Source organism: Nocardia huaxiensis (genome assembly GCF_013744875.1).
Taxonomy (GTDB): Bacteria; Actinomycetota; Actinomycetes; order Mycobacteriales; family Mycobacteriaceae; genus Nocardia; species Nocardia huaxiensis.
Genome location: NZ_CP059399.1, coordinates 7687925 through 7706311, shown reverse-complemented (window position 1 = coordinate 7706311; position 18387 = coordinate 7687925). Strand labels below are relative to the sequence as shown.

Below are 18387 nucleotides of genomic sequence, written 5' to 3'. Positions count from 1 at the left end.
ATGGGGAGGCGGGTCGCGTCGGCGGCGAAGCCGCAACGCGGTGTCCGGGTCGGCCCGGGACCGCCGTCCTCAGCCCGCGGCGCTCTCCGCGTAGGCCGCAGGATCTTCGTCGTAGCGCCGCATGCCCGCCCACGAATCAGGGATGTAGCGCAGCCGCCTCGGCGCGATCTCCCACGTCAACCGCACCACCCGCCGGAATACCCCGAACGCGGCTCGATCCGCGCGAGTCCACTTCCAGCCCAGTATTTCCCGCGCCTCGGCGGGCATGGTGGCGTTCGAGATCCACACCCCGATACTCATCACCGGAAACCGCGCCAGCCGCCACACCGGCTCCGGAATCCCCGGCGGTGCGGGCACTTTCGCCCGGTGGATGGCCGCCGCGAAGTCGGTGGTGCGATTGCTGCCCAGTACCTCCTGGAACATGTGCCGCCAATACTGTTGGTAGCTCTCGTAATCCCCGAACGCGGGCTGCTCGCTCATCCCGTAGAGCCGCCACCACGTCAGCCCCTCCGCGATCAGCTGCCGCTTCTCGTCCTCGCTGAGCGGTGTCCCGAAGAACTCCTGGGTGGCGATGATGGACTCGTAGAAGGTGACGTGCGTCCACCAGAACACGTCCGGATCCAGCGCGTGATACCGCTCGCCCTGCTCGTCCACGCCCTTGATCGGTTTGTGGAAATCCCGCACGGTGGCGGCGTTCTCGCCCGCGCGCGGTTGATAGATCATGGCGTGAATCGGCTTGATGGAGCGATCGAACCGGTCCATTGGATCGCTGAAGAAGTTCGAATGCTCCTGCAGCGCTTTGTCCAGAACCGGGTGCATATTCTGCAGCGTCCCGGCGCGGCCCAGGATCAACATGGAGCGGATATCGCCGAAGTGCTTCCAGGTCAGCGATTCCGGGCCCAGTGGCGCGGACACGTCCCAGCCGAAACTCTTGATGAACCTGCCCATTCCGCGGGCTCCCTCCCACCGTGACAACGTGTCCGACCATAACCGGAAAGCGCGGAGGATGAGAGCGATTGAGAGTCAATCATTCATCGAGTGGGACGGTGCGCAGTGTTTCGGTCCCTGTCACGCCGCGTTCACGGTGATTCGCCAGAGTGTTGCCCATGAAGGCGATCTCGACTGCGGATCCCGATTTCCGGTCCGCCCTGTACCTGCGCCGCGCCGACGACGCCGGCAAGGTCGTCGGCCTCGCCGTGCACCCCGTCGAATGGTGGCGGCCGATCGTGGAGCGCGTCGCCGCGACGGTGTGATCACTGCTCGCCGACCGGCAGCCAGTCGACCGGCGTGGCCTCGCGAATGTGGATGAGCACATCGAACGCCCCGGCGAGGGAGGGCACCGTCATCCGTGCCGCCGCATCCTGTGCCGGGTCGTACACCCCGCTGATCACCCGCAGCGCCGCCGGTCCCGCCCGCCATGCCAGGACGGATTCCGGTGCGGCAGAACGCAGATCCACCGCGAAGGCATCCAGTCCCACCGCACCCAACTGCGCGTCCACCAGATCCGCGGCGGGCTCGGGAACCACGGTCAGGCCCAGATCTCCGTGATGGAACCCGATGGCGACGGCCGCATAACCATCGCCGAACCGCCCGCGCAAGTGCCCGCCCAGACCATCGGCCAGCACACCGGTGTGCGAAATGCCGTCCCAGTAGGCGATGCGCGCTCCGGTGCGCTCGTGCCAATCGATGATCCGATCAGACTCCGCCCGTTCATCTTTGGCGAAACCACCCCGGCCCGCGACGCTGCCTTCGTGGAACTCCCGGATCAATCGGGCATGTGCCAGCGCGGCATCCCGTTCCGCGGTGACCGGCAGCGTCTCGAGTAGTTCGACCACCTCACGCGCCTGCTCGGCGAACGGCCGACCCGGATGAATTCCATTGTGGCGCTGCACATGCTCGTCCATCCGATGCGCCGTAAGGATCGTCTCGAGCCGGGAAGTGAACTCCGCCAGCCGTTCCGGAGCAGCCCGCCCCGCGAACTCGAGCACCGCGTCGTAATCGGACGGTTCCGCGTGCGGCGGCTGAATCCCGAACACCCGCACCGGATCCGCCGCATGCGTGAGATTGAACTCCCGAATCCACCGCAGCGTCTCCGCCATTTCCCGCGTCCGCAGCGGCGCCCAAGCCTGCGCGAGCGCCTCCTCGGCCGTCTCCGCCCCGCCCAGCGCGAACCGATCCATCCGCTCCCCGGCCCGAGCCCCGTCCTGCACCGCGAGCGCGCGGAATCCGTACTCCCGCACGAGAAGCCGGAAGATCCGCGCCCGCACGCCGAAGGTCTCCGCCGAGAAGCGCGTGGACTCGCCGAGCCCGACCACCGTGGCGTCCCCGAGCCCGCCGGTCAGCCACTCGAGATCCGCCCCGGTGTCATCTGATCGAGTACCTGTTACAGGGTGCGCCGCGGCCCGCAGCCATTCGAGCACATCGGCGGAATACGTCGTAGTCATGCCACCGACGCTAGGTACCACCCGTCGATGCTCGCCTCTGTCGAATGACCGGGTTGTCGTCAGGCACCCGAGCAGGCGTCTCAGTTCCCGGTCTGAATCCCGGTCCCGATCCGCACCACCACATTGTCCTGCGTCACCTGCTGCACATTCACGTTCAGCCCGTCGGTCGGCTGCGACTGCCCCACCGGCACCACAACCTGCTGACCGCCCACCTTCAATGTCACATTGTTCCCATCCACGGCCACCAGCTCCGCATCCACCCCGAGCACGCTGGCCTTGGCATTCACCCCCCGATCGAACGTGATGGTGCATCCACTCACATCACACTCGGACTTGCTCCCCGGCCCCTCGGCCGTGCAGGCCACAGCTCCCACCGGAACCAGCACCGCGAACGTGGACAGGGCGATCAGCCGTCGAATCTGCACCCCGCCCAGTGTAGGAGCCTCGTGCCGGTTGGGGGGACCGCTCCGCCCGGGGCGGGGGCTCGGTGGGCGATTCGGGGAGCCGGTCCGCGTTGTGGCGATCGGGGTGGTGGCATTTCGATCGCGTGCCGCAGGCGGGCAGACTGGTCGGCAATGAAACTGCCTGAACTCCCCGATCTGCCCGTTCGTGCCGCCCTCGACCGCATTGTCGCGACGCTGGCCGAGCGTGAGACGGCCGTGCTGGTCGCGCCGCCGGGCACCGGCAAGACGACGCTCGTGCCGCTGGCCTTGGCGGCCGGGGTGACGGGCCGGGTGCTGGTGGCCGAGCCCCGGCGGCTGGCCGCGCGGGCTGCGGCGGCGCGCATGGCCGCGCTGCTCGGGGAACCGGTCGGGGCCACGGTCGGCTACGCCGTGCGTGGCGATCGGAAGGCGGGGCGGGACACGCGGGTCGAGGTCGTCACCTCCGGCCTGCTGGTGCGCCGTCTCCAGCACGATCCCGAGCTGGCCGGTGTCGATGTGGTCGTCCTCGACGAATGTCACGAGCGCCACCTCGACGCGGATCTGCTGCTGGCCCTGCTGCTCGACGCCCGCGCCGGGCTGCGACCCGATCTGCGCCTGCTGGCGACCTCGGCAACGGTTGCGGCCGAACGACTTTCCGCCCTTCTCGGCGATGGTGACGAACCCGCTCCGGTGCTGGAGGTGCACGGCCGCACCTACCCGGTCGATATCGCCTACGTCCCGCCGCTGCCCCGCGAACGCATCGAGACTCAGGTCGCCCGCGCCACCCGCACGGCCCTCGCCGAAACCGACGGCGACATCCTGGTCTTCCTCCCCGGCGCTGCCGAAATCCGCCGCACCGCCGAACAACTCTCCGGCCTGCACGACATCGATGTGATCCCCCTGCACGGCCGCCTCGCCGCCGCAGCCCAGGACACCGCCCTGCGTCCCGGCGCCCGCCGCCGGGTCGTATTGTCCACGGCCGTAGCCGAATCCAGTCTCACAGTCCCTGGTGTGCGAGCCGTCGTCGATTCCGGCCTCGCTCGAGTCCCCCGCATCGACCGTGCTCGTGGCCTGTCCGGCCTTGCGACAGTGCGAGTCTCGTCCGCCGTAGCCGAGCAGCGCGCGGGCCGCGCGGGCCGCGAGGCCCCCGGCCGAGCCTGGCGCTGCTGGCCCGAATACGAGCACGCCACCCTCCCCGCCTACCCCGAACCCGAGATCCGCACCACCGACCTCACCCGCCTCGCCCTGGAGCTGGCCTGCTGGGGCACCCCCGACGGCTCCGCCCTCTCCTGGTGGGACGCCCCACCCCCGGGCGGTCTCGCCGCAGGCCGAGAAGTCCTGCGCGCCTTGGCCGCCGAAGACCGCAATGGCATCACCCCGCGCGGCCGCCGCATGGCCGCGATCGGCCTGCACCCGCGCCTGTCCCGCGCTCTCCTCGACGGCGCCGCCGAGGTCGGCCCCCGCGCAGCGGCAGAGGTGGTGACTCTGCTGGACGACGAGTCCCTCTCTCCCGGTGTGGATCTCGTTTCCGCACTCCGAACCCTGCGCCGCGAACGCCCACAGCGCTGGCTCCGAGAGGTGGACCGCCTGACCCGTCTGATCGACGGATCGACGGCCGAACCAGATCGGAGCCGGAACATCGGATCCAGCACCGGTGATGGGAAGTCCGGCCCAGCAGAGCGCAGGGGGACTGCGCTCTCGGGGCAGGCGGATGATCCGGCATCGGTTGTCGCGCTGGCGTATCCGGAGCGGTTGGCGCGGCGGCGTGGACCGGGGTCGGCGAGCTACTTGATGGCGGGCGGGACCGCGGTGACCTTGCCGCCCGGATCCGGGTTGGGGGATGCCGAGTGGCTGGCCGTCGCCGTGGCGACGCGTGATCCGGGGCGCTCCGAAGGGCGAATTCGGTTGGCTGCCATCGCGGATGAGGAGCTCGCGCGGCGGGCTGCGCCGACGCTGCTCACCGGCGGCGACGAGGTGGATTGGGTCGACGGGGACGTGGTGGCCCGGCGGGTGCAGCGGCTCGGGGCGATCGTATTGTCGGAGAAGCCGATTCGGGAGCCGGAGCCGGAACTGCTGGAGGCCGCGCTGCGGCGAGGACTGCAGGAGCTGGGCTTGTCGTTGCTGCGCTGGAGTGCCGATGCGGTGTCGTTGCGGCAGCGGCTGGACTTCCTGCATCGCACGCTGGGGGAGCCGTGGCCTGCGGTGGATGACGAGTCGCTGCTCGCCGCCCTCGACCGTTGGCTGGCTCCTGATCTCGGGACCGCCCGCCGCCGCGCCGACCTCGAACGCATCGACGCCGGTCAGGCGTTGCGCCGGCTGCTGCCGTGGCCCGAGGCCGCCCGGCTCGACGAACTGGCTCCGGAGCGCCTGCCGGTGCCCTCCGGAAGCCACGTGCGCCTGGACTATTCGGCGGATCCGCCGGTTCTTGCGGTCAAGGTGCAGGAGATTTTCGGCTGGACGGAGCCGCCGCGCCTGGCGGACGGGCGCGCCTCGATCCTGCTGCACCTGCTCTCACCCGCGCAGCGCCCCATCGCGGTGACCGCCGACCTGCCGTCGTTCTGGCGCACCGGCTGGCCGCAGGCGCGCGCCGAACTGCGCGGGCGTTATCCCAAGCATTCCTGGCCGGAAGACCCCACGACGGTGCAACCGCATCGCGGCACCGCCCGCAACGCCGCCCGCGGCTGAGCGAATCGGGCGGCGGCTGCTCAGTTTTCGACGATGGCGATGCCGTCGATTTCGACCAGCATCTCTTCCCGTGGCAGACCGGTGAAAACCGTTGTGCGGCTGGGCAGTACCCCACCGTTCGTGTGTTGCTCGACGAACTTCCCGTACGCCTCGTTCATGATCGGGAAGTCCTCCCGCTTGGTCAGATACACCCGCAGCATCACCACATCGTCGAAGCTCGCCCCCGACGCCTCGACGATCGCCTTCACATTCTCCAGCGTCCGAATGGTCTGCGCCGCGACATCGCCCGGGTACAGGTACTCGTTGGTCACCGGGTCGACCGGCCCCTGTCCGGACACCTGCACGAACGGCCCCTTGCGCACCCCTTGCGAAAACGTGTGCGCGGGTGCGGGCGCCAGCTCGGTGCGGACGGCGATCTTCTCACTCATGGACGGGCCTTTCACTTGTCGGGGCTCGGGCTCCAGCCGAGCTCGGTGGATACGGCGTCGGCCGTCGCGCGTGCCCGCGGCAGCAGGCCGAGCACCTGGTCGTGATCGAGCAGCATGTCCGGCACCGACACCGACAGTGCGGCGACGACCGCGCCGGTGCCATTGCGAATCGGGACGGCGACGCAGTTGATGAAGCTCTCGTGTTCCTCGTGATCCTCGGCGAACCCTTGGGCCGCAACGAGTTCCAACTCCGCGAGATATTGCTCGGGGCTCTGGATGGTGCGTTCGGTGAACTTGCGGTAGTCCAGCCGTTCCGCGATGGCCGCCCACTGTTCGCGGGGCAGCGCGGCCACCAGCACCTTGCCGACCGCCGTGCAGTGCAGCGCCGCCGGCCGCCCGATGCGCGAGTACATGCGCACGCTGTGGGTGGCATCGAGCTTGTCGATGTACACGGCTTCGCCGGATTCGTAGGTGGCCAGGTGCACGGTCTGCCCGGTGGCGGCATTGAGCGCGCTCAGGTGCGGCCGCGCCACGGTCCGCAGATCCCGTCCCTCGAGTGACCGGTTGGCCAGCTCGAACAGCCGGGTCCCGAGCCGATACCGATGCTCACTGTCATGGGTGACGAACCGTTCGCCCTCCATGGTCTGCAACAGCCGCAGCACCGTCGACTTGTGCACGCCCAGCCCGGTGGCCAGCTGGTCCAGGGATTTCGGCTCCTCGCCGAGTTCGACGAGCAGGGTGAGGGCGCGCTGCAGGCTCTGGCTCATGAGCTCACATTCTCGGGGACGGCGGCCGGGCGATAGCGCATACCCGCCCATTCGGAAGCCGCGACGGCGGCAAGGTTTTCGAGGGTGCGCACCGGCGGCAGCTCGGCCACATCGCCGGCGCCGGTGAGCGCGGCGGCCGCGCACAGGTGCCCGAAGCGCAGCAGCTGCTCATGCGGACGCCCCTGGAGCAGTGCGGCCAGATAGCCGCCCGCGAAAGCATCTCCGGCTCCGATGCTTTCGGTGACCTCCAGGCTCAATGCGGGCACCTCGACCCGTTCGGCTCCGAGAAACCCGGTGACCGAATGCTTGTCGTTCTTGACCACCAGATGCCGGGGTTGCGGGAACAGGGCCCGCAGCGCGTCCGGCTCGGAGGTCCCGAACACCGCGTCGGCCTCATCGGCCCCCAGGAACGCGATATCGCTGCCCCGAATATGCCGCGCCAGGGTATCGGCCACGGTATCGGCGGGCCGATTCCACAGTGCGGCACGGTAATTGAGATCGAAGCTGATCAATCGCCCGGGCCTGCGCAGCGTCAGCAGCGCCTCGGTCAGGTCGGTGGCCGACGGCGAGAGCGCGGTGGTGATGCCGGTGCAGTGGATCAATCCCGCCGCGTCGAGCAGCCCGCTCGCCTCCGCGAGATCGGCCGGTGACAGCGCGCTGGCCGCGGATCCGGTGCGGTAGTACAGCATTCGGCTCGTGCCCGCCGCGAGATCACCGGACCGCCCGGAGCCGCTCCCGCGTTCCTTCACGTACACCCCGGTCGGCCGCAGCGAATCGACGCTCACCGCGGAGGTGTCCACGCCGCGCGCACTCAGTTCCCGTACCAGATACCGCCCGAACCCGTCGTCTCCCACCCGCGACAGCCACGCGGTGGGCACCCCGAGTTGACTCAGCACGCCCGCCACATTCGCTTCCGCCCCCGCCGCTCCGCGTTCGAAGACGGGTGAGTCCTCGAGCGGGCCGGGCCGTGCGATGAGGACCGCGAGTCCTTCCCCGACGGTCACCGCCCGCCGGATCGGCTGGATCACACCAATCTCCTTCGAATGCTTGCGGCTTTCGGACAACGTGTGCAGAATAACCAGCAGAAACACATTGCGCAACAAGCGTTGCAAATTATGCAATGCAGACATGCTATTGAACACAGCTGGTTGGCAATCGAGCCGGTACGACCGCGGCTCAATCGATTTCGGAAGGAGCGTCGTGGCCATCGACAACGCGCTCATCGCGGCCCTGCACGATCGGATCCTCGGACCGGAGCACAAATCGCTCCCGCCCGCGGCCTGGGGCCTGACCGTGCGCGAATACCTGGCCACCGCACCGCGTCTGGACGACCTGCAAACCCCGGTGCTGACCATGGACCGAGCCGCCCTGGATCACAATCGCGCCGTCATGGCGGACTGGGCCGCCGCGGCCGGCGTACGCCTGGCTCCGCACGGCAAGACCTCCATGTCACCCCAGCTGTGGGCCGAACAGCTGGCCGCCGGATCCTGGGGCATCACCCTGGCCACAGGCTGGCAGGCGCAGGTGGGCCGCTCCTTCGGCCTGAACCGCATCATGCTCGCCAACGCGCTGCTGGATCCGGTCGGATTGCGCTGGGCCGCAGCCGAAATCGCCCGCGACCCCGGCTTCGAACTCTTCAGCTGGGTCGACGGGGTCGACTCGGTGCGCGAGATGGAACGCCACCTCGAAGCCGCCCCGGAGGCCGTGCGCCTGTCGGTGCTCGTGGAACTCGGTGGGCCGCACGGCCGCACGGGTGCCCGCGACCGGACCGCCGCGCTCGGAGTCGCCGAGGCCGTGCACAAGTCGCCGCGACTGCGTCTCGCCGGAATCGGCGGTTACGAGGGCGCGCTGGCCCACGACCGCACCCCGGAGAGCCTGGCGGCGGTCCGGCACTACCTCGACGAAATCGCCGCACTGCACCGGCAACTCGCCGCGGCGGACTGGTACGAGGACGCTGCGGCCCCTTCCGCCGTCGCGTCGACCGGTGCCGAATCGGCCACGGCCGAGCCCGGTTCGGCCCGGTCCGGTCCCACGCGCGGCGCGCTCATCACCGCCGGTGGCAGCGCATACCCCGAACTCGTGGTGGAACATCTGGCCCCACTCGCGGATGAGGCCGGCGCACAGGGCGTTCCGACCACGGTCGTGCTGCGCTCCGGCGCCTACCTGATCCACGACGACGGCTTCTACTCCAGCATCTCCCCGCTGGCGCAGGGGCGTGCCGAACGCCCCCTGCGTTCGGCCATGCACGGCTGGGCGCGATGCGTGTCGCGCCCGGAGGGGGAGCTCGCCCTGCTCGATGCGGGCAAGCGCGATCTCCCGTTCGATGAGGGGCTGCCGGTCCCGCAACAGGTTTCGGGACCGGCGGCGCAACCTCTGCCCGAGGGTGCGCACGTCTCGGCGCTCAACGACCAGCACGCCTTCCTGCGCCTGCCCGGTGCGTCAGCGGCGGATGTCCAGGTGGGAAGCACTGTGCGCCTGGGTCTCTCGCACCCCTGCACCGCTTTCGACAAGTGGCGCTTGATCCCGGTGCTCGACGACGCCGCGGCCGCGCGGCCCCGCGTCGTCGATTTCCTGCACACCTTCTTCTGATCCATCTGAGCGGAACATCATGCCCGACTTGCTCATTCGTGACATCGACGTCATCGACGGCACCGGCGCGCAGCGGTATCGCGCGGACGTGGTGGTGGATGACGGCCGCATCACCGAGATAGCCGCCCCCGGAACGGTGGCGACCGCCGGCCGCATCCTGGACGAGGGCGAAAACCTCGTCCTCGCACCCGGTTTCATCGATATGCACGCCCACTCCGACCTGCACCTGCTCACCGAACCCGGGCACTTCCCGAAACTGAGCCAGGGCATCACCACCGAGGTGATCGGCCAGGACGGCCTGTCCTACGCGCCCATCGACGACACGGCACTCGACCTCGTGCGCCGCCAGATCGCGGGCTGGAACGGCAATCCCGCCGACCTCGACTTCTCCTGGCGCACCGTCGCCGAATACCTGGACCGCCTGGACACCGCCGGTATCACCCCGAACGCCGCCTACCTGGTCCCGCAGGGCACCCTGCGCCTGATGGTGGTCGGCACCGAAAAGCGTTCGGCCACACCGTCGGAGATCGACCGCATGCGTGAGCTCCTGGCTCAGGCCCTCACCGAGGGCGCGGTCGGCATGTCCAGCGGCCTCACCTACACCCCCGGAATGTACGCCGACACCGGCGAACTGGCGTCCCTGTGCGAGGTGGTGGCCCGGTTCGGTGGCTTCTACGCCCCGCACACCCGCTCCTACGGCAAGGGCGCGCTCGACGCCTACGCCGAGATGATCGACCTCTCCCGCCGCACCGGCTGCGCCCTGCACCTCACCCACGCCACCATGAATTTCGGCGAGAACCGCGGCCGCGCACCGGAATTCCTGGCCATGATCGACGCCGCCCTGGCCGAGGGGTGCGACATCACCCTCGACACCTACCCCTATCTTCCCGGCTCCACCACCCTGTCGGCGCTGCTGCCCAGCTGGGCCATGTCCGGCGGCCCCGACGCGGCCCTGACCCGCATCGCCGACCTGGACACCCGCCTCGCCATCGCCCTCGATGTGAATGTGCACGGCTCCGACGGCTGCCACGGCGTCACCGTCGACTGGGAGACCATTCAGATCAGCGGCGTAGCCAACCCCGACCTCACCCCGCACGTCGGCCGCACCATCGCCCAGCTTGCCGTCGACCGTGACCTGCCCCCGGTGGAGGTCTTCTTCGACCTGCTGACCCGAGATCAGCTGGCCACCACCATCCTGCAACACGTGGGCCATGAGGAGAACGTCCGCGCCATCATGCGCCACCACCGCCATATGGGCGGCAGCGACGCCCTCCTCGTCGGCGACCGCCCGCACCCCCGAGCCTGGGGCACCTTCCCCCGCTACCTGGGCCATTACACCCGTGACCTCGGCGTCCTCGACCTGGAAGACTGCGTCCACCACCTGACCGGCCGCCCCGCCGAACGCCTGCGCCTCCGCGACCGCGGCCTGATCCGGCCCGGCCACGCCGCAGACCTGGTCCTCTTCGATCCGGCCACCGTGCGCGACACCGCCACCTTCGAACAACCGAAGCAGCAGGCCCACGGCATCCCGTATGTGCTCGTCAACGGCGAATTCGCCCTGGACGCAGGCAAACCCACCGGCATTCGCGCCGGCCGCACCCTCCGCATGGATTCCGACCGTCAGGAGACTCGATGACCACCGCCATGGCGGCCGTGCTGGCCGACCGTGCGCTGACTGTTGTTCGCGCACCGGAGATTCCGGATCCGGCGGCGCTGGCCGAGGCGCTGGCCGGCGCCGGAATCCGCGCTGTGGAACTGACTTTCACCACGCCGGGCGTACTGGACTGTCTGCGCAAGGCGTCCGGCGCCGACCGGGCTGTGATCGGTGCGGGCACCGTGCTGACCGCGGACCAGGCTGTGGCGGCCATCGACGCGGGCGCGCAATTCCTGGTGACCCCCGGTGTGACCGAGCCGGTCGCCGAGGTGGCCGCTCGCCATGAAATTCCGGTTGTCATGGGCGCTTTCACGCCCAGTGAGGTGATGCGGGCCACGACGCTCGGCGCGGCTGCGGTCAAGATCTTCCCCGCCCGCGCTCTCGGCCCCGGCTATCTGAAGGACCTGCGCGGCCCCTTCCCCGACGCTCGACTGATCCCCTCCGGCGGGGTCAATGCGGGCAATGCCGCCGACTTCCTCGCGCACGGCGCGGTGGCGGTCACCGCCGGAACCGATGTCGTCCCGCCCGCCGCGGTCGCGGCCGGGAACTGGTCGGAAATCGCCGCTCGCGCGGCGGCTTTCGTTCGATCGCTGAATTCTGAGAGGTAAACATGAGCGCCACCGTCGACTGGCTGCGCACCACCACGCCAGGACTGCTGCTGCTCTGCGGTCTCGCCATCGCCGTGCTGCTGGTAGCGATCATCCGGTTCAAACTGGAACCGTTCATCGCCCTGCTGCTCACCGGCCTCGGGCTGGCGCTGGCGGCGGGGCTGCCGGTGTCGAAGATCGTCGGCACCCCGCTGAAAGCCGGTGAATCCCTGCTGGAAACCGGCTTCGGCGGCATCCTCGGCCACATCGCCGTCATCATCGGCCTGGGCACGGTGCTCGGCGCCATCCTGGAACGCTCGGGCGGCGCGGACATCCTCACCGAGAAACTGCTGAGCATCTTCGGCGAGAAGGGCGCACCCCTCGCCATGGGTCTGCTCGGCCTGATCTTCGGCATCCCGGTCTTCTTCGACATCGGCATCTTCGTGCTCGCGCCGCTGGTGTACGTGGCCGCGAAACGCGGTGGCCGCTCGCTGGTCCTGTACGCCATGCCCATGCTCGCGGGCCTGTCCATGACGCACGCCTTCCTCCCGCCGCACCCGGGCCCGGTGTCGCTGGGCGGCCTGCTCGGCGTCAGCCTGGGCTGGCTCATCCTCATGGGATTCGTCTGCGGCCTACCGGGATTCGTCGCGGCGGGCATCGTGTGGGGCGGCTGGATCGGCAAGCGGGTGTACGTCGAGGTGCCCGACGAGTTCCTGGTCCGCAAGGACAATGGCGCGAACGGCATCACCGATACCGGCTCCCCGAGCGATTCGGCCGCACAGCCCGGTGGCGGGGTCTCGGCCCAGCCTTCCGGAGCTGGAGTGGCGACCGACGTGTCCAGCACCGCTGCCACGCTCGTCCGCCGTCCCCCGTCGGTGGGCCTGATCGGCGGCATCATCGCGATCCCGCTGGTTCTCATCCTCGGCGCCACCTTCGGCAGCCAGCTGCTGGAGGCGAACTCGAAACCGCTCCAGGTGCTGACCTTCCTGGGCACCCCGGCGGTGGCGCTGCTCATCGCGGTCCTGATCGCCTTCTACGTGCTCGGCGTTCGCCGCGGCTCCTCGGTCCAGGAACTCAGCACCCTCACCGCCGAATCCCTGCGCCCCGTCGGCATGCTGCTCCTGGTCGTCGGCGCAGGCGCCTTCTTCGGAAAGGTCATCTCCGCCACCGGAATCGGCGCGGCCCTGGCCGAAACCATGTCCGCCGCCGGCCTCCCCGTCATAGTCCTCGCCTACATCATCAGCTGCGGCCTGCGCATCGCCCAGGGTTCCGCCACCGTCGCCATCGTCACCACCGGCGGCATCGTGGCCCCCCTGATCGCCGACAAGGGCTACTCCCAACTGGCTCTCGCCCTCATCGCCATGGCCATCGCCGCCGGCTCCATCATCCTCAGCCACGTCAACGACGGCGGATTCTGGATCATCGCCAAGTACTTCAACCTCACGGTGAAGCAAACCCTGCAAACCTGGACGGTCCTCGAAACAGTGCTCTCCGTGGTCAGTTTCGCGGTAGCCGCCCTCCTGTTCGCCCTCCTGGCCTGAGCACTACCCCAGCTGCCAGTCTTCGAGCCGCAGCTGACGGCGATCCCGCCGCAGCGTCCAGGTACCTCCGGGGTAGGTGAGGGTGTTGGTGCCGTCAGCGGTGGTGAAGTAGTTGGTGCAGCCACCGGTCGACCAGACCCGCGAACTCAGCAGATCCCGTGCGCGCGTCACCCATTCACGCTCGGCACCCGCACTCGGTGTGTAGCGGGGGATGTGGTGGGCGCGCATGTGGGCGATGGTGCGGGCGATCAGCCGGGCGGTGGGCTCGATGGCGAGGAACTGCGAGGTGTGGGGGAGGGCCGTATTGGGGCCCGTCACAGCGAACAGGTTGGGGAGGCCGGCGAAGGCTATGCCGCGGTAGGCCGTGAAGCCGTCTTCGGCGAACTTGCGGCGGGTCGATGTGGTGGGGGTCCGGAAGTCGGGGAAGCGGGCGATGGAGTCCTGGACGTGGAAGCCGGTGGCCCAGACGATGGCGTCCACTTCGTGGTGGGCGCCGTCGGCGGTGCGCAGGCCGGTCGGCGTGATCTCGATGATCTTCTCCGTGACGAGATCCACTGTGGGCCGGGCGAATGCGGCGTAGTACTCGTCGGAGACCATGGGCCGTTTGCAGCCGAAGCTGTAGTCGGGGGTGAGCTTGCGGCGCGTTTCCGGGTCGGGCACCTGGCGTTTCAGGGCCGCCAGGCAGACCCGCGCGTAGAGCGAGACCAGGCGCGGGTGGAATTCGGCGAAGTGCAGCGCCTCCAGGAAGGTGAAGACGAAGGCGCGCGCGGCCAGTCGCAGCGGTGGGATACGGCGGAGCACGGTGCGCACGGCGGGCGGGATGGGGCGGTCACCGCGGGGGAGCACCCAGGCGGCGGTGCGCTGGAAGGACAGGACGCGGGCCGAGGTGCGGGCCAGCGCCGGGACGATCTGGACCGCGCTCGCGCCGGAGCCGATCACGGCGATGCGCTTGCCCTCCGGCTCGAAGGCCGGATCCCACCGGCTCGAATGCATCTGCGGGCCGGTGAATTCCATGCGGCCGGGGATATCCGGGACGGTGGCCTCGTGCAGCGAGAAGTACCCCATCACGGCGGCGCGGGCGCGAATCTCGCGGCCATCGGTGAGCTGGATCGTCCACAGCTTGGCGGACTCGTCGAAATCGGCCGAGCCGACCTCGCTGCGCAATCGCACGTGGCGGCGCAGATCGAAACTGTCGACCACGTTCTCGGTGTACTCGCGCAACTCGGGCTGGGTGGCGTAGAGCCGCGTCCAGTCCGGGTTCGGCGCGAACGAGTAGGAGTACAGGACCGACGGAACGTCCACCGCACAACCGGGATACACATTGTCGCGCCAGGTGCCGCCGACCGTGTCCGCCCGCTCCAGGATGACGAAGTTGTCGATCCCCAACCGGCGCAGGTTGATCGCAACACCGAGTCCGCTGAAGCCGGAGCCGATGATGGCGACGTCGTAATGGTCGGAAGCGGTGGTCATGCGACTCCTCGAAACGGTTGAGAGGCAGGCGGATTCATGCGCCGACGGCGGCCGTCACCGGCGGCGCGGCGCTTTCGCGAATCCCGATGCGGTCGTGCAGGCGGCGCAGCGGCGCGGGCGCACACCAGGTCCAGCGGCCGCCGAGACGCAGGGCGGCGGGCAGCAGGAAGCCGCGGATCAGGGTGGCGTCGGCGAGCACCGCCAGCGGCAGCCCGATACCGAACGCCTTCATGAAGGTGATGTCGGAGGCCAGGAATCCCAGGAACACAATGGAAATGAGGATGGCGGCCGCGGTGACGATCCGGCCGATGCGTTCCAGTCCGATGGCGACCGAGCCCACCGGGTCACCGGACAGCTCGTACTCCTCGCGGATGCGGGCCAGCAGGAACACCTGGTAGTCCATGGCCAGCCCGAAGGCCACGGCGAACAACATGACCGGCACGACCGCCGAGATGTCGCCGGTGACGGTGAAGCCCAGCAGCCCGGACAGATGCCCCTGCTGGAAGATCCACACCAGCGCACCGAAGGTGGCCGTCAGGCTCAAGGCGCTCAGCACCAGCGCCAGCACCGGCACGAAAAGGCTTCCGGTCAGCAGGAACAGCAGCACGGCCATGAGGATCAGCACATAGCCGAGCGCGATCGGGGCGCGGCCGGTCAGCGCGTCGATGGCGTCCAGGTTCGCCGCGTCCACACCGCCCACCAGTGCGCGCGAGGGGGCCGCGGTGTCGCGGATCTCGCGGACGACCGCACCGACCGCATCTGGGTCGGCGGTCTCGGGCACGACGGAAAGGTATGCGGCCGTGTCGTTCTGGAATCGAGCGTGCGCGGGCGTCGCCGGAATCGCCGGTGCGCCCGCGGTGTAACTCCCGGTGGCGGTGTCGACCCGCTGCACGCCGTCGAGCGCCGACAGTGCGGCGGCATACGCGCCGAGGCCGTCCTTGCCGTCCGGCAGGACGACGAACAGCCCGCTGAGCTCGGCCGCGTCGAAGTCGTCGTGCACGGTTTCGGCGACCTGCCGCGCGGAGGTGTCGGCCGGCATGGAGCGGTAGTCCGGGAATCCGGCGTGGAACTTCAGGAACGGCAGGCCCAGCGCCAGCAGCACCACTACGGTGAGGGTCGCGACCGGCACCGGCCGCCGCATCACCATGGTCGCCAGCCGATGCCAGAATCCCTCGTCCAAGGTCTGGGAATCCTTGCTGGACAGCCCTTTCCGCCCGAAGCGTGACCGCCGGATGCGCGGGCCCGCGAGCAGCAGCACGGCGGGAAGCACGGTCAGCGACACGAGTGCGGCGGTCGCCGCGACCGCGATGCCCGCATACCCGATGGACCGCACCGCCAGCAGCGGGAAGAACAGCATGGACGACAGCGCCGCCGCCACGGTGAGCGCCGAGAACGCCACCGTCCGACCGGCCGAGGACATGGTGGCGCGCAAGGCATCTCGCGGTTCGGCCGCACCGGACAGCTCCTCGCGGTACCGGTTGACGATGAGCAGGCTGTAGTCGATGGCCAGCCCCAGCCCCAGCAGCGAGGCCACATTCGAGGCGGTGGCCGACAGGTCGGTGACCGCCGCGATCAGCCACAGCACACCCATGGTGAGCATGGTGGTGACGGTCCCGGTGAGCAGCGGCAGCGCCGCACCCAGCACGCTGCCGAACACCAGCAGCAGCGCGATCAGCGTGAGCGGGAAGGCGATCGCCTCACCCGCGACGATATCCTTCTCGCCCTGTTTCACCGTCTCGTGCGCCATCATGGCGTAGCCGCCCACGCGCACGTCGAGGCCGTCGTGGCGACCGCCGAATTCCGGTGCCAGCGCGGCGATCCGGTCGTCGATGTGCATTTCGTCGCCGAGGATGGTGGCGACGACGAGCCCCTTGCCGCCCTGCTTGTCGCGCAGCGCGGGCAGTTGACCGGAGGTCCAGTAGGACATCACCCCCGTGACATCCGCTTCACCGCGCAGTCGATCGACGAGTGCGGTTGCGGCACGGGTGGTTTCGGCGTCGTTCACCGATCCGCCGGTGTCCACCAGCAGCACCAGATTCGGTGCGCCCTGCCCGAAATGCTCACGCAGCGCGGCACTCGCGGCCGTGGATTCCGCGCCCGGATCGAAGTAGCCACCGCCCTGCAACCTGTCGAACAGGGTCATGCCCGCCGCCCCCGCCAGCAGGGCGAAGACGGCGGCGATCGTCAGCACCAGCCGGTGCCGGCGCATTACGAAGTCCAGCACGGTCAGCGCGCCTCCACCTGCATGGGCAGCTGCTCCGGATGCACGAGCGCACCGATCACGGTCTCCCGCACCGGGATTCCGGGAATCGGCCGCAGCCGCCAGCGAGCGCTGATGGTCGCCACCTGGAGTGCGATCTCGGTGAGCGCGAAGATATTGCCCGGGCACTGCCGCGCACCCATGCCGAAGGGCAGGTGCGCCCCCTTGGACAGGTCGGCCATGCGTTCGGGCAGCCAGCGATCCGGGTCGAAGCGCAGCGGATCGGCGTGCACGGCCGGGTCCCGGTGCACCGCGACCGGGCACACGAAAAGCATGCTGCCCGCGGGTATCTCGACCCCGCCGAGCACATAGGGCTCCGGCACATGCCGCACCGTCAACCACGGTGAGTACTTGCGCAGCGTCTCGAGCACGATGCGCTTGGTCACCTCCAGCCGGGCCAGATCCGCGAATTCCGCCGCGCGCCCGCCGTCGAGCACCGCGTCGACCTCGGCGTGCAGTGCGGCTTCCACCGCCGGGTTGGCGCCCAGTTCATGGAACACCCAGGCGAGGGTGGCGCCGATGGCCTCGGTGCCGCCCACCAGGAAGTTGATCAGCTCGTCGTGCACCTGCGAGTCGGTGAGCGCGGCCCCGGATTCGTCGCGGGCCTTGAGCAGCGTGTCGAGCAGATCGCCGTGATCGAGCTCCGGGTCGGCGGCCAGTTCGGCGCGATAGGCCGAAATAATGGTGCCCGTCGCCGTTTTCATCTCGGCGACCAGGGCGGTGAAGCGACGGTTGCCGGGCAGCGGGAGTCGGTCGATCCAGGCCGGACGGGTGACCCGGCGCGAGAGCAACGTCATGACGGGCGGCAGCAGTCGATGGATGTGCTCGGCGGTCTCCGCGCCCAGCTCGCCGCTGAACAGCGCCCCGGCGACAGTTCGCAGCGCCAGATCGTGCATCTGTTCGTTGACGGCCAGCACCTGACCCACGCGCCAGGAATCCGCCCGCGCCGCACCGTGTCTCGTCATGACCTCGGCGTAGCGGGCGATGCGGGCCTTGGCGAAGGCGGGCGCGATCATGCGGCGTTCCCGCCGGTGCCGCTGTCCCTGCAGCACGGTCACGCCCTCGCCGAGCAGCGCCTCGGCCCGTTCGATCATCATGCCCTGATCCGAGAGCGCCACGAACGACTCGCGCACCAGTTCGGGGTCGGTGACAACGTAGGTGTCGTAGCCCGGAATTCGCACGCGCACAACCGGACCCACGGCCGGCAGGGTGGACAGGAAGCGATAGGGCCGGCGGCCGAAGCGCGGCCAGTGCCCCAGCAGCGGGAGCGCGCCCGGCGCGGTGGGCGCCCGGCGGGTGGCGGGGGATCCTGCCGCCGGGCGGCTGGATCCGGTGGTGGACCGTGCCGTGTCCGTACCAATGAGTGTCATCGCGAACAAGCTCCAAATCTGCTGCGCTACAGGCGAATAGCCGAATGGCCACGAAGTCCGGTTGCGGCCAGGTTAGCTCAGGGATTCGCCGAAGTCGCAACCACGAGAAGGGTTTTGTCACCCGCACCAAAAAGCGCTGCGGCAATTGCTATCGGAGGAGTACGAATACG

Annotated in this window: 15 protein-coding genes; 6 read left to right on the top strand and 9 right to left on the bottom strand. The window is 69.3% G+C overall.

Annotation, left to right across the window (positions count from 1 at the left end):
- Positions 1-69 precede the first annotated feature (69 nt).
- Positions 70-948, bottom strand: coding sequence for an oxygenase MpaB family protein (locus H0264_RS35285; protein ID WP_181581536.1), 879 nt, complete (start codon positions 946-948; stop codon positions 70-72).
- 158 nt (positions 949-1106) lie between these two features.
- On the opposite strand from H0264_RS35285, the gene H0264_RS35280 reads away from it, so the two are divergent.
- Entirely contained in the window at positions 1107-1253 is a 147-nt protein-coding gene (locus H0264_RS35280; protein WP_244976046.1) for a hypothetical protein, read from the top strand.
- On the opposite strand, the gene H0264_RS35275 is transcribed toward H0264_RS35280, so the two are convergent.
- On the bottom strand, positions 1254-2444 hold the full coding sequence (locus H0264_RS35275; protein ID WP_181581535.1) for an erythromycin esterase family protein: 1191 nt from the start codon (positions 2442-2444) through the stop codon (positions 1254-1256).
- Between the two features lie 80 nt (positions 2445-2524).
- Positions 2525-2869: a hypothetical protein gene (locus H0264_RS35270; RefSeq protein WP_181581534.1), complete on the bottom strand. Its 345-nt coding sequence runs from the start codon at positions 2867-2869 to the stop codon at positions 2525-2527.
- 150 nt (positions 2870-3019) lie between these two features.
- Between H0264_RS35270 and hrpB the strand changes: the two genes are divergently transcribed.
- Positions 3020-5551 carry an ATP-dependent helicase HrpB gene (gene hrpB, locus H0264_RS35265; protein ID WP_181581533.1) on the top strand — a complete coding sequence of 844 codons (2532 nt, stop codon included), beginning with the start codon at positions 3020-3022 and terminating at the stop codon, positions 5549-5551.
- Positions 5552-5571: 20 nt separating this feature from the next.
- Here hrpB and H0264_RS35260 read toward each other — a convergent pair whose 3' ends face one another.
- From H0264_RS35260 to H0264_RS35250, 3 genes are read right to left on the bottom strand one after another with little or no spacing between them, the layout of a single operon-like run.
- The gene (locus tag H0264_RS35260) at positions 5572-5979 is read right to left on the bottom strand and encodes a RidA family protein (protein WP_181581532.1); all 408 of its coding nucleotides are present in this window, start codon (positions 5977-5979) and stop codon (positions 5572-5574) included.
- A gap of 11 nt (positions 5980-5990) precedes the next feature.
- On the bottom strand, positions 5991-6746 hold the full coding sequence (locus tag H0264_RS35255; RefSeq protein WP_181581531.1) for an IclR family transcriptional regulator: 756 nt from the start codon (positions 6744-6746) through the stop codon (positions 5991-5993).
- Positions 6743-7774: a sugar kinase gene (locus tag H0264_RS35250; protein ID WP_244976045.1), complete on the bottom strand. Its 1032-nt coding sequence runs from the start codon at positions 7772-7774 to the stop codon at positions 6743-6745. Before H0264_RS35250 ends, H0264_RS35255 begins: the two co-directional genes overlap by 4 nt.
- 178 nt (positions 7775-7952) lie before the next feature.
- On the opposite strand from H0264_RS35250, the gene H0264_RS35245 reads away from it, so the two are divergent.
- The 4 genes from H0264_RS35245 to H0264_RS35230 are packed head-to-tail and all read left to right on the top strand — an operon-like array spanning position 7953 to position 13117.
- Positions 7953-9335, top strand: a complete 1383-nt coding sequence (locus tag H0264_RS35245; RefSeq protein ID WP_476703701.1) for a type III PLP-dependent enzyme domain-containing protein — start codon at positions 7953-7955, stop codon at positions 9333-9335.
- Between the two features lie 19 nt (positions 9336-9354).
- Positions 9355-10971, top strand: a complete 1617-nt coding sequence (locus H0264_RS35240) for an N-acyl-D-amino-acid deacylase family protein (protein ID WP_181581528.1) — start codon at positions 9355-9357, stop codon at positions 10969-10971.
- Positions 10968-11597, top strand: a complete 630-nt coding sequence (locus tag H0264_RS35235; RefSeq protein ID WP_181581527.1) for a bifunctional 4-hydroxy-2-oxoglutarate aldolase/2-dehydro-3-deoxy-phosphogluconate aldolase — start codon at positions 10968-10970, stop codon at positions 11595-11597. The genes H0264_RS35240 and H0264_RS35235 overlap by 4 nt, the downstream gene beginning before the upstream one ends.
- Before the next feature lie 2 nt (positions 11598-11599).
- The gene (locus H0264_RS35230) at positions 11600-13117 is read left to right on the top strand and encodes a GntP family permease (RefSeq protein ID WP_181581526.1); all 1518 of its coding nucleotides are present in this window, start codon (positions 11600-11602) and stop codon (positions 13115-13117) included.
- A 3-nt stretch (positions 13118-13120) separates the two neighbouring features.
- Here the strand turns inward: H0264_RS35230 and H0264_RS35225 are convergent, their stop codons facing one another.
- Genes H0264_RS35225 through H0264_RS35215 form a run of 3 tightly spaced genes read right to left on the bottom strand, consistent with a single transcriptional unit; the run spans position 13121 to position 18217 of the window.
- On the bottom strand, positions 13121-14587 hold the full coding sequence (locus H0264_RS35225; RefSeq protein ID WP_181581525.1) for a flavin-containing monooxygenase: 1467 nt from the start codon (positions 14585-14587) through the stop codon (positions 13121-13123).
- Positions 14588-14621: 34 nt separating this feature from the next.
- A complete protein-coding gene (locus H0264_RS35220; protein ID WP_244976043.1) occupies positions 14622-16811 on the bottom strand; it encodes an MMPL family transporter in 2190 nt (729 codons plus the stop codon).
- A gap of 2 nt (positions 16812-16813) precedes the next feature.
- Complete coding sequence (locus H0264_RS35215) at positions 16814-18217, bottom strand: cytochrome P450 (protein WP_181581524.1); 1404 nt, start codon at positions 18215-18217, stop codon at positions 16814-16816.
- Between the last annotated feature and the right edge of the window lie 170 nt (positions 18218-18387).

Coding starts and splice junctions, on each gene's coding strand:
- H0264_RS35225 (WP_181581525.1), bottom strand. CDS start 14,587: ATGACCACCGCTTCCGACCATTACGACGTCGCCATCATCGGCTCCGGC.
- H0264_RS35260 (WP_181581532.1), bottom strand. CDS start 5,979: ATGAGTGAGAAGATCGCCGTCCGCACCGAGCTGGCGCCCGCACCCGCG.
- H0264_RS35215 (WP_181581524.1), bottom strand. CDS start 18,217: ATGACACTCATTGGTACGGACACGGCACGGTCCACCACCGGATCCAGC.
- H0264_RS35235 (WP_181581527.1), top strand. CDS start 10,968: ATGACCACCGCCATGGCGGCCGTGCTGGCCGACCGTGCGCTGACTGTT.
- H0264_RS35240 (WP_181581528.1), top strand. CDS start 9,355: ATGCCCGACTTGCTCATTCGTGACATCGACGTCATCGACGGCACCGGC.
- H0264_RS35275 (WP_181581535.1), bottom strand. CDS start 2,444: ATGACTACGACGTATTCCGCCGATGTGCTCGAATGGCTGCGGGCCGCG.
- H0264_RS35280 (WP_244976046.1), top strand. CDS start 1,107: ATGAAGGCGATCTCGACTGCGGATCCCGATTTCCGGTCCGCCCTGTAC.
- hrpB (WP_181581533.1), top strand. CDS start 3,020: ATGAAACTGCCTGAACTCCCCGATCTGCCCGTTCGTGCCGCCCTCGAC.
- H0264_RS35285 (WP_181581536.1), bottom strand. CDS start 948: ATGGGCAGGTTCATCAAGAGTTTCGGCTGGGACGTGTCCGCGCCACTG.
- H0264_RS35255 (WP_181581531.1), bottom strand. CDS start 6,746: ATGAGCCAGAGCCTGCAGCGCGCCCTCACCCTGCTCGTCGAACTCGGC.
- H0264_RS35230 (WP_181581526.1), top strand. CDS start 11,600: ATGAGCGCCACCGTCGACTGGCTGCGCACCACCACGCCAGGACTGCTG.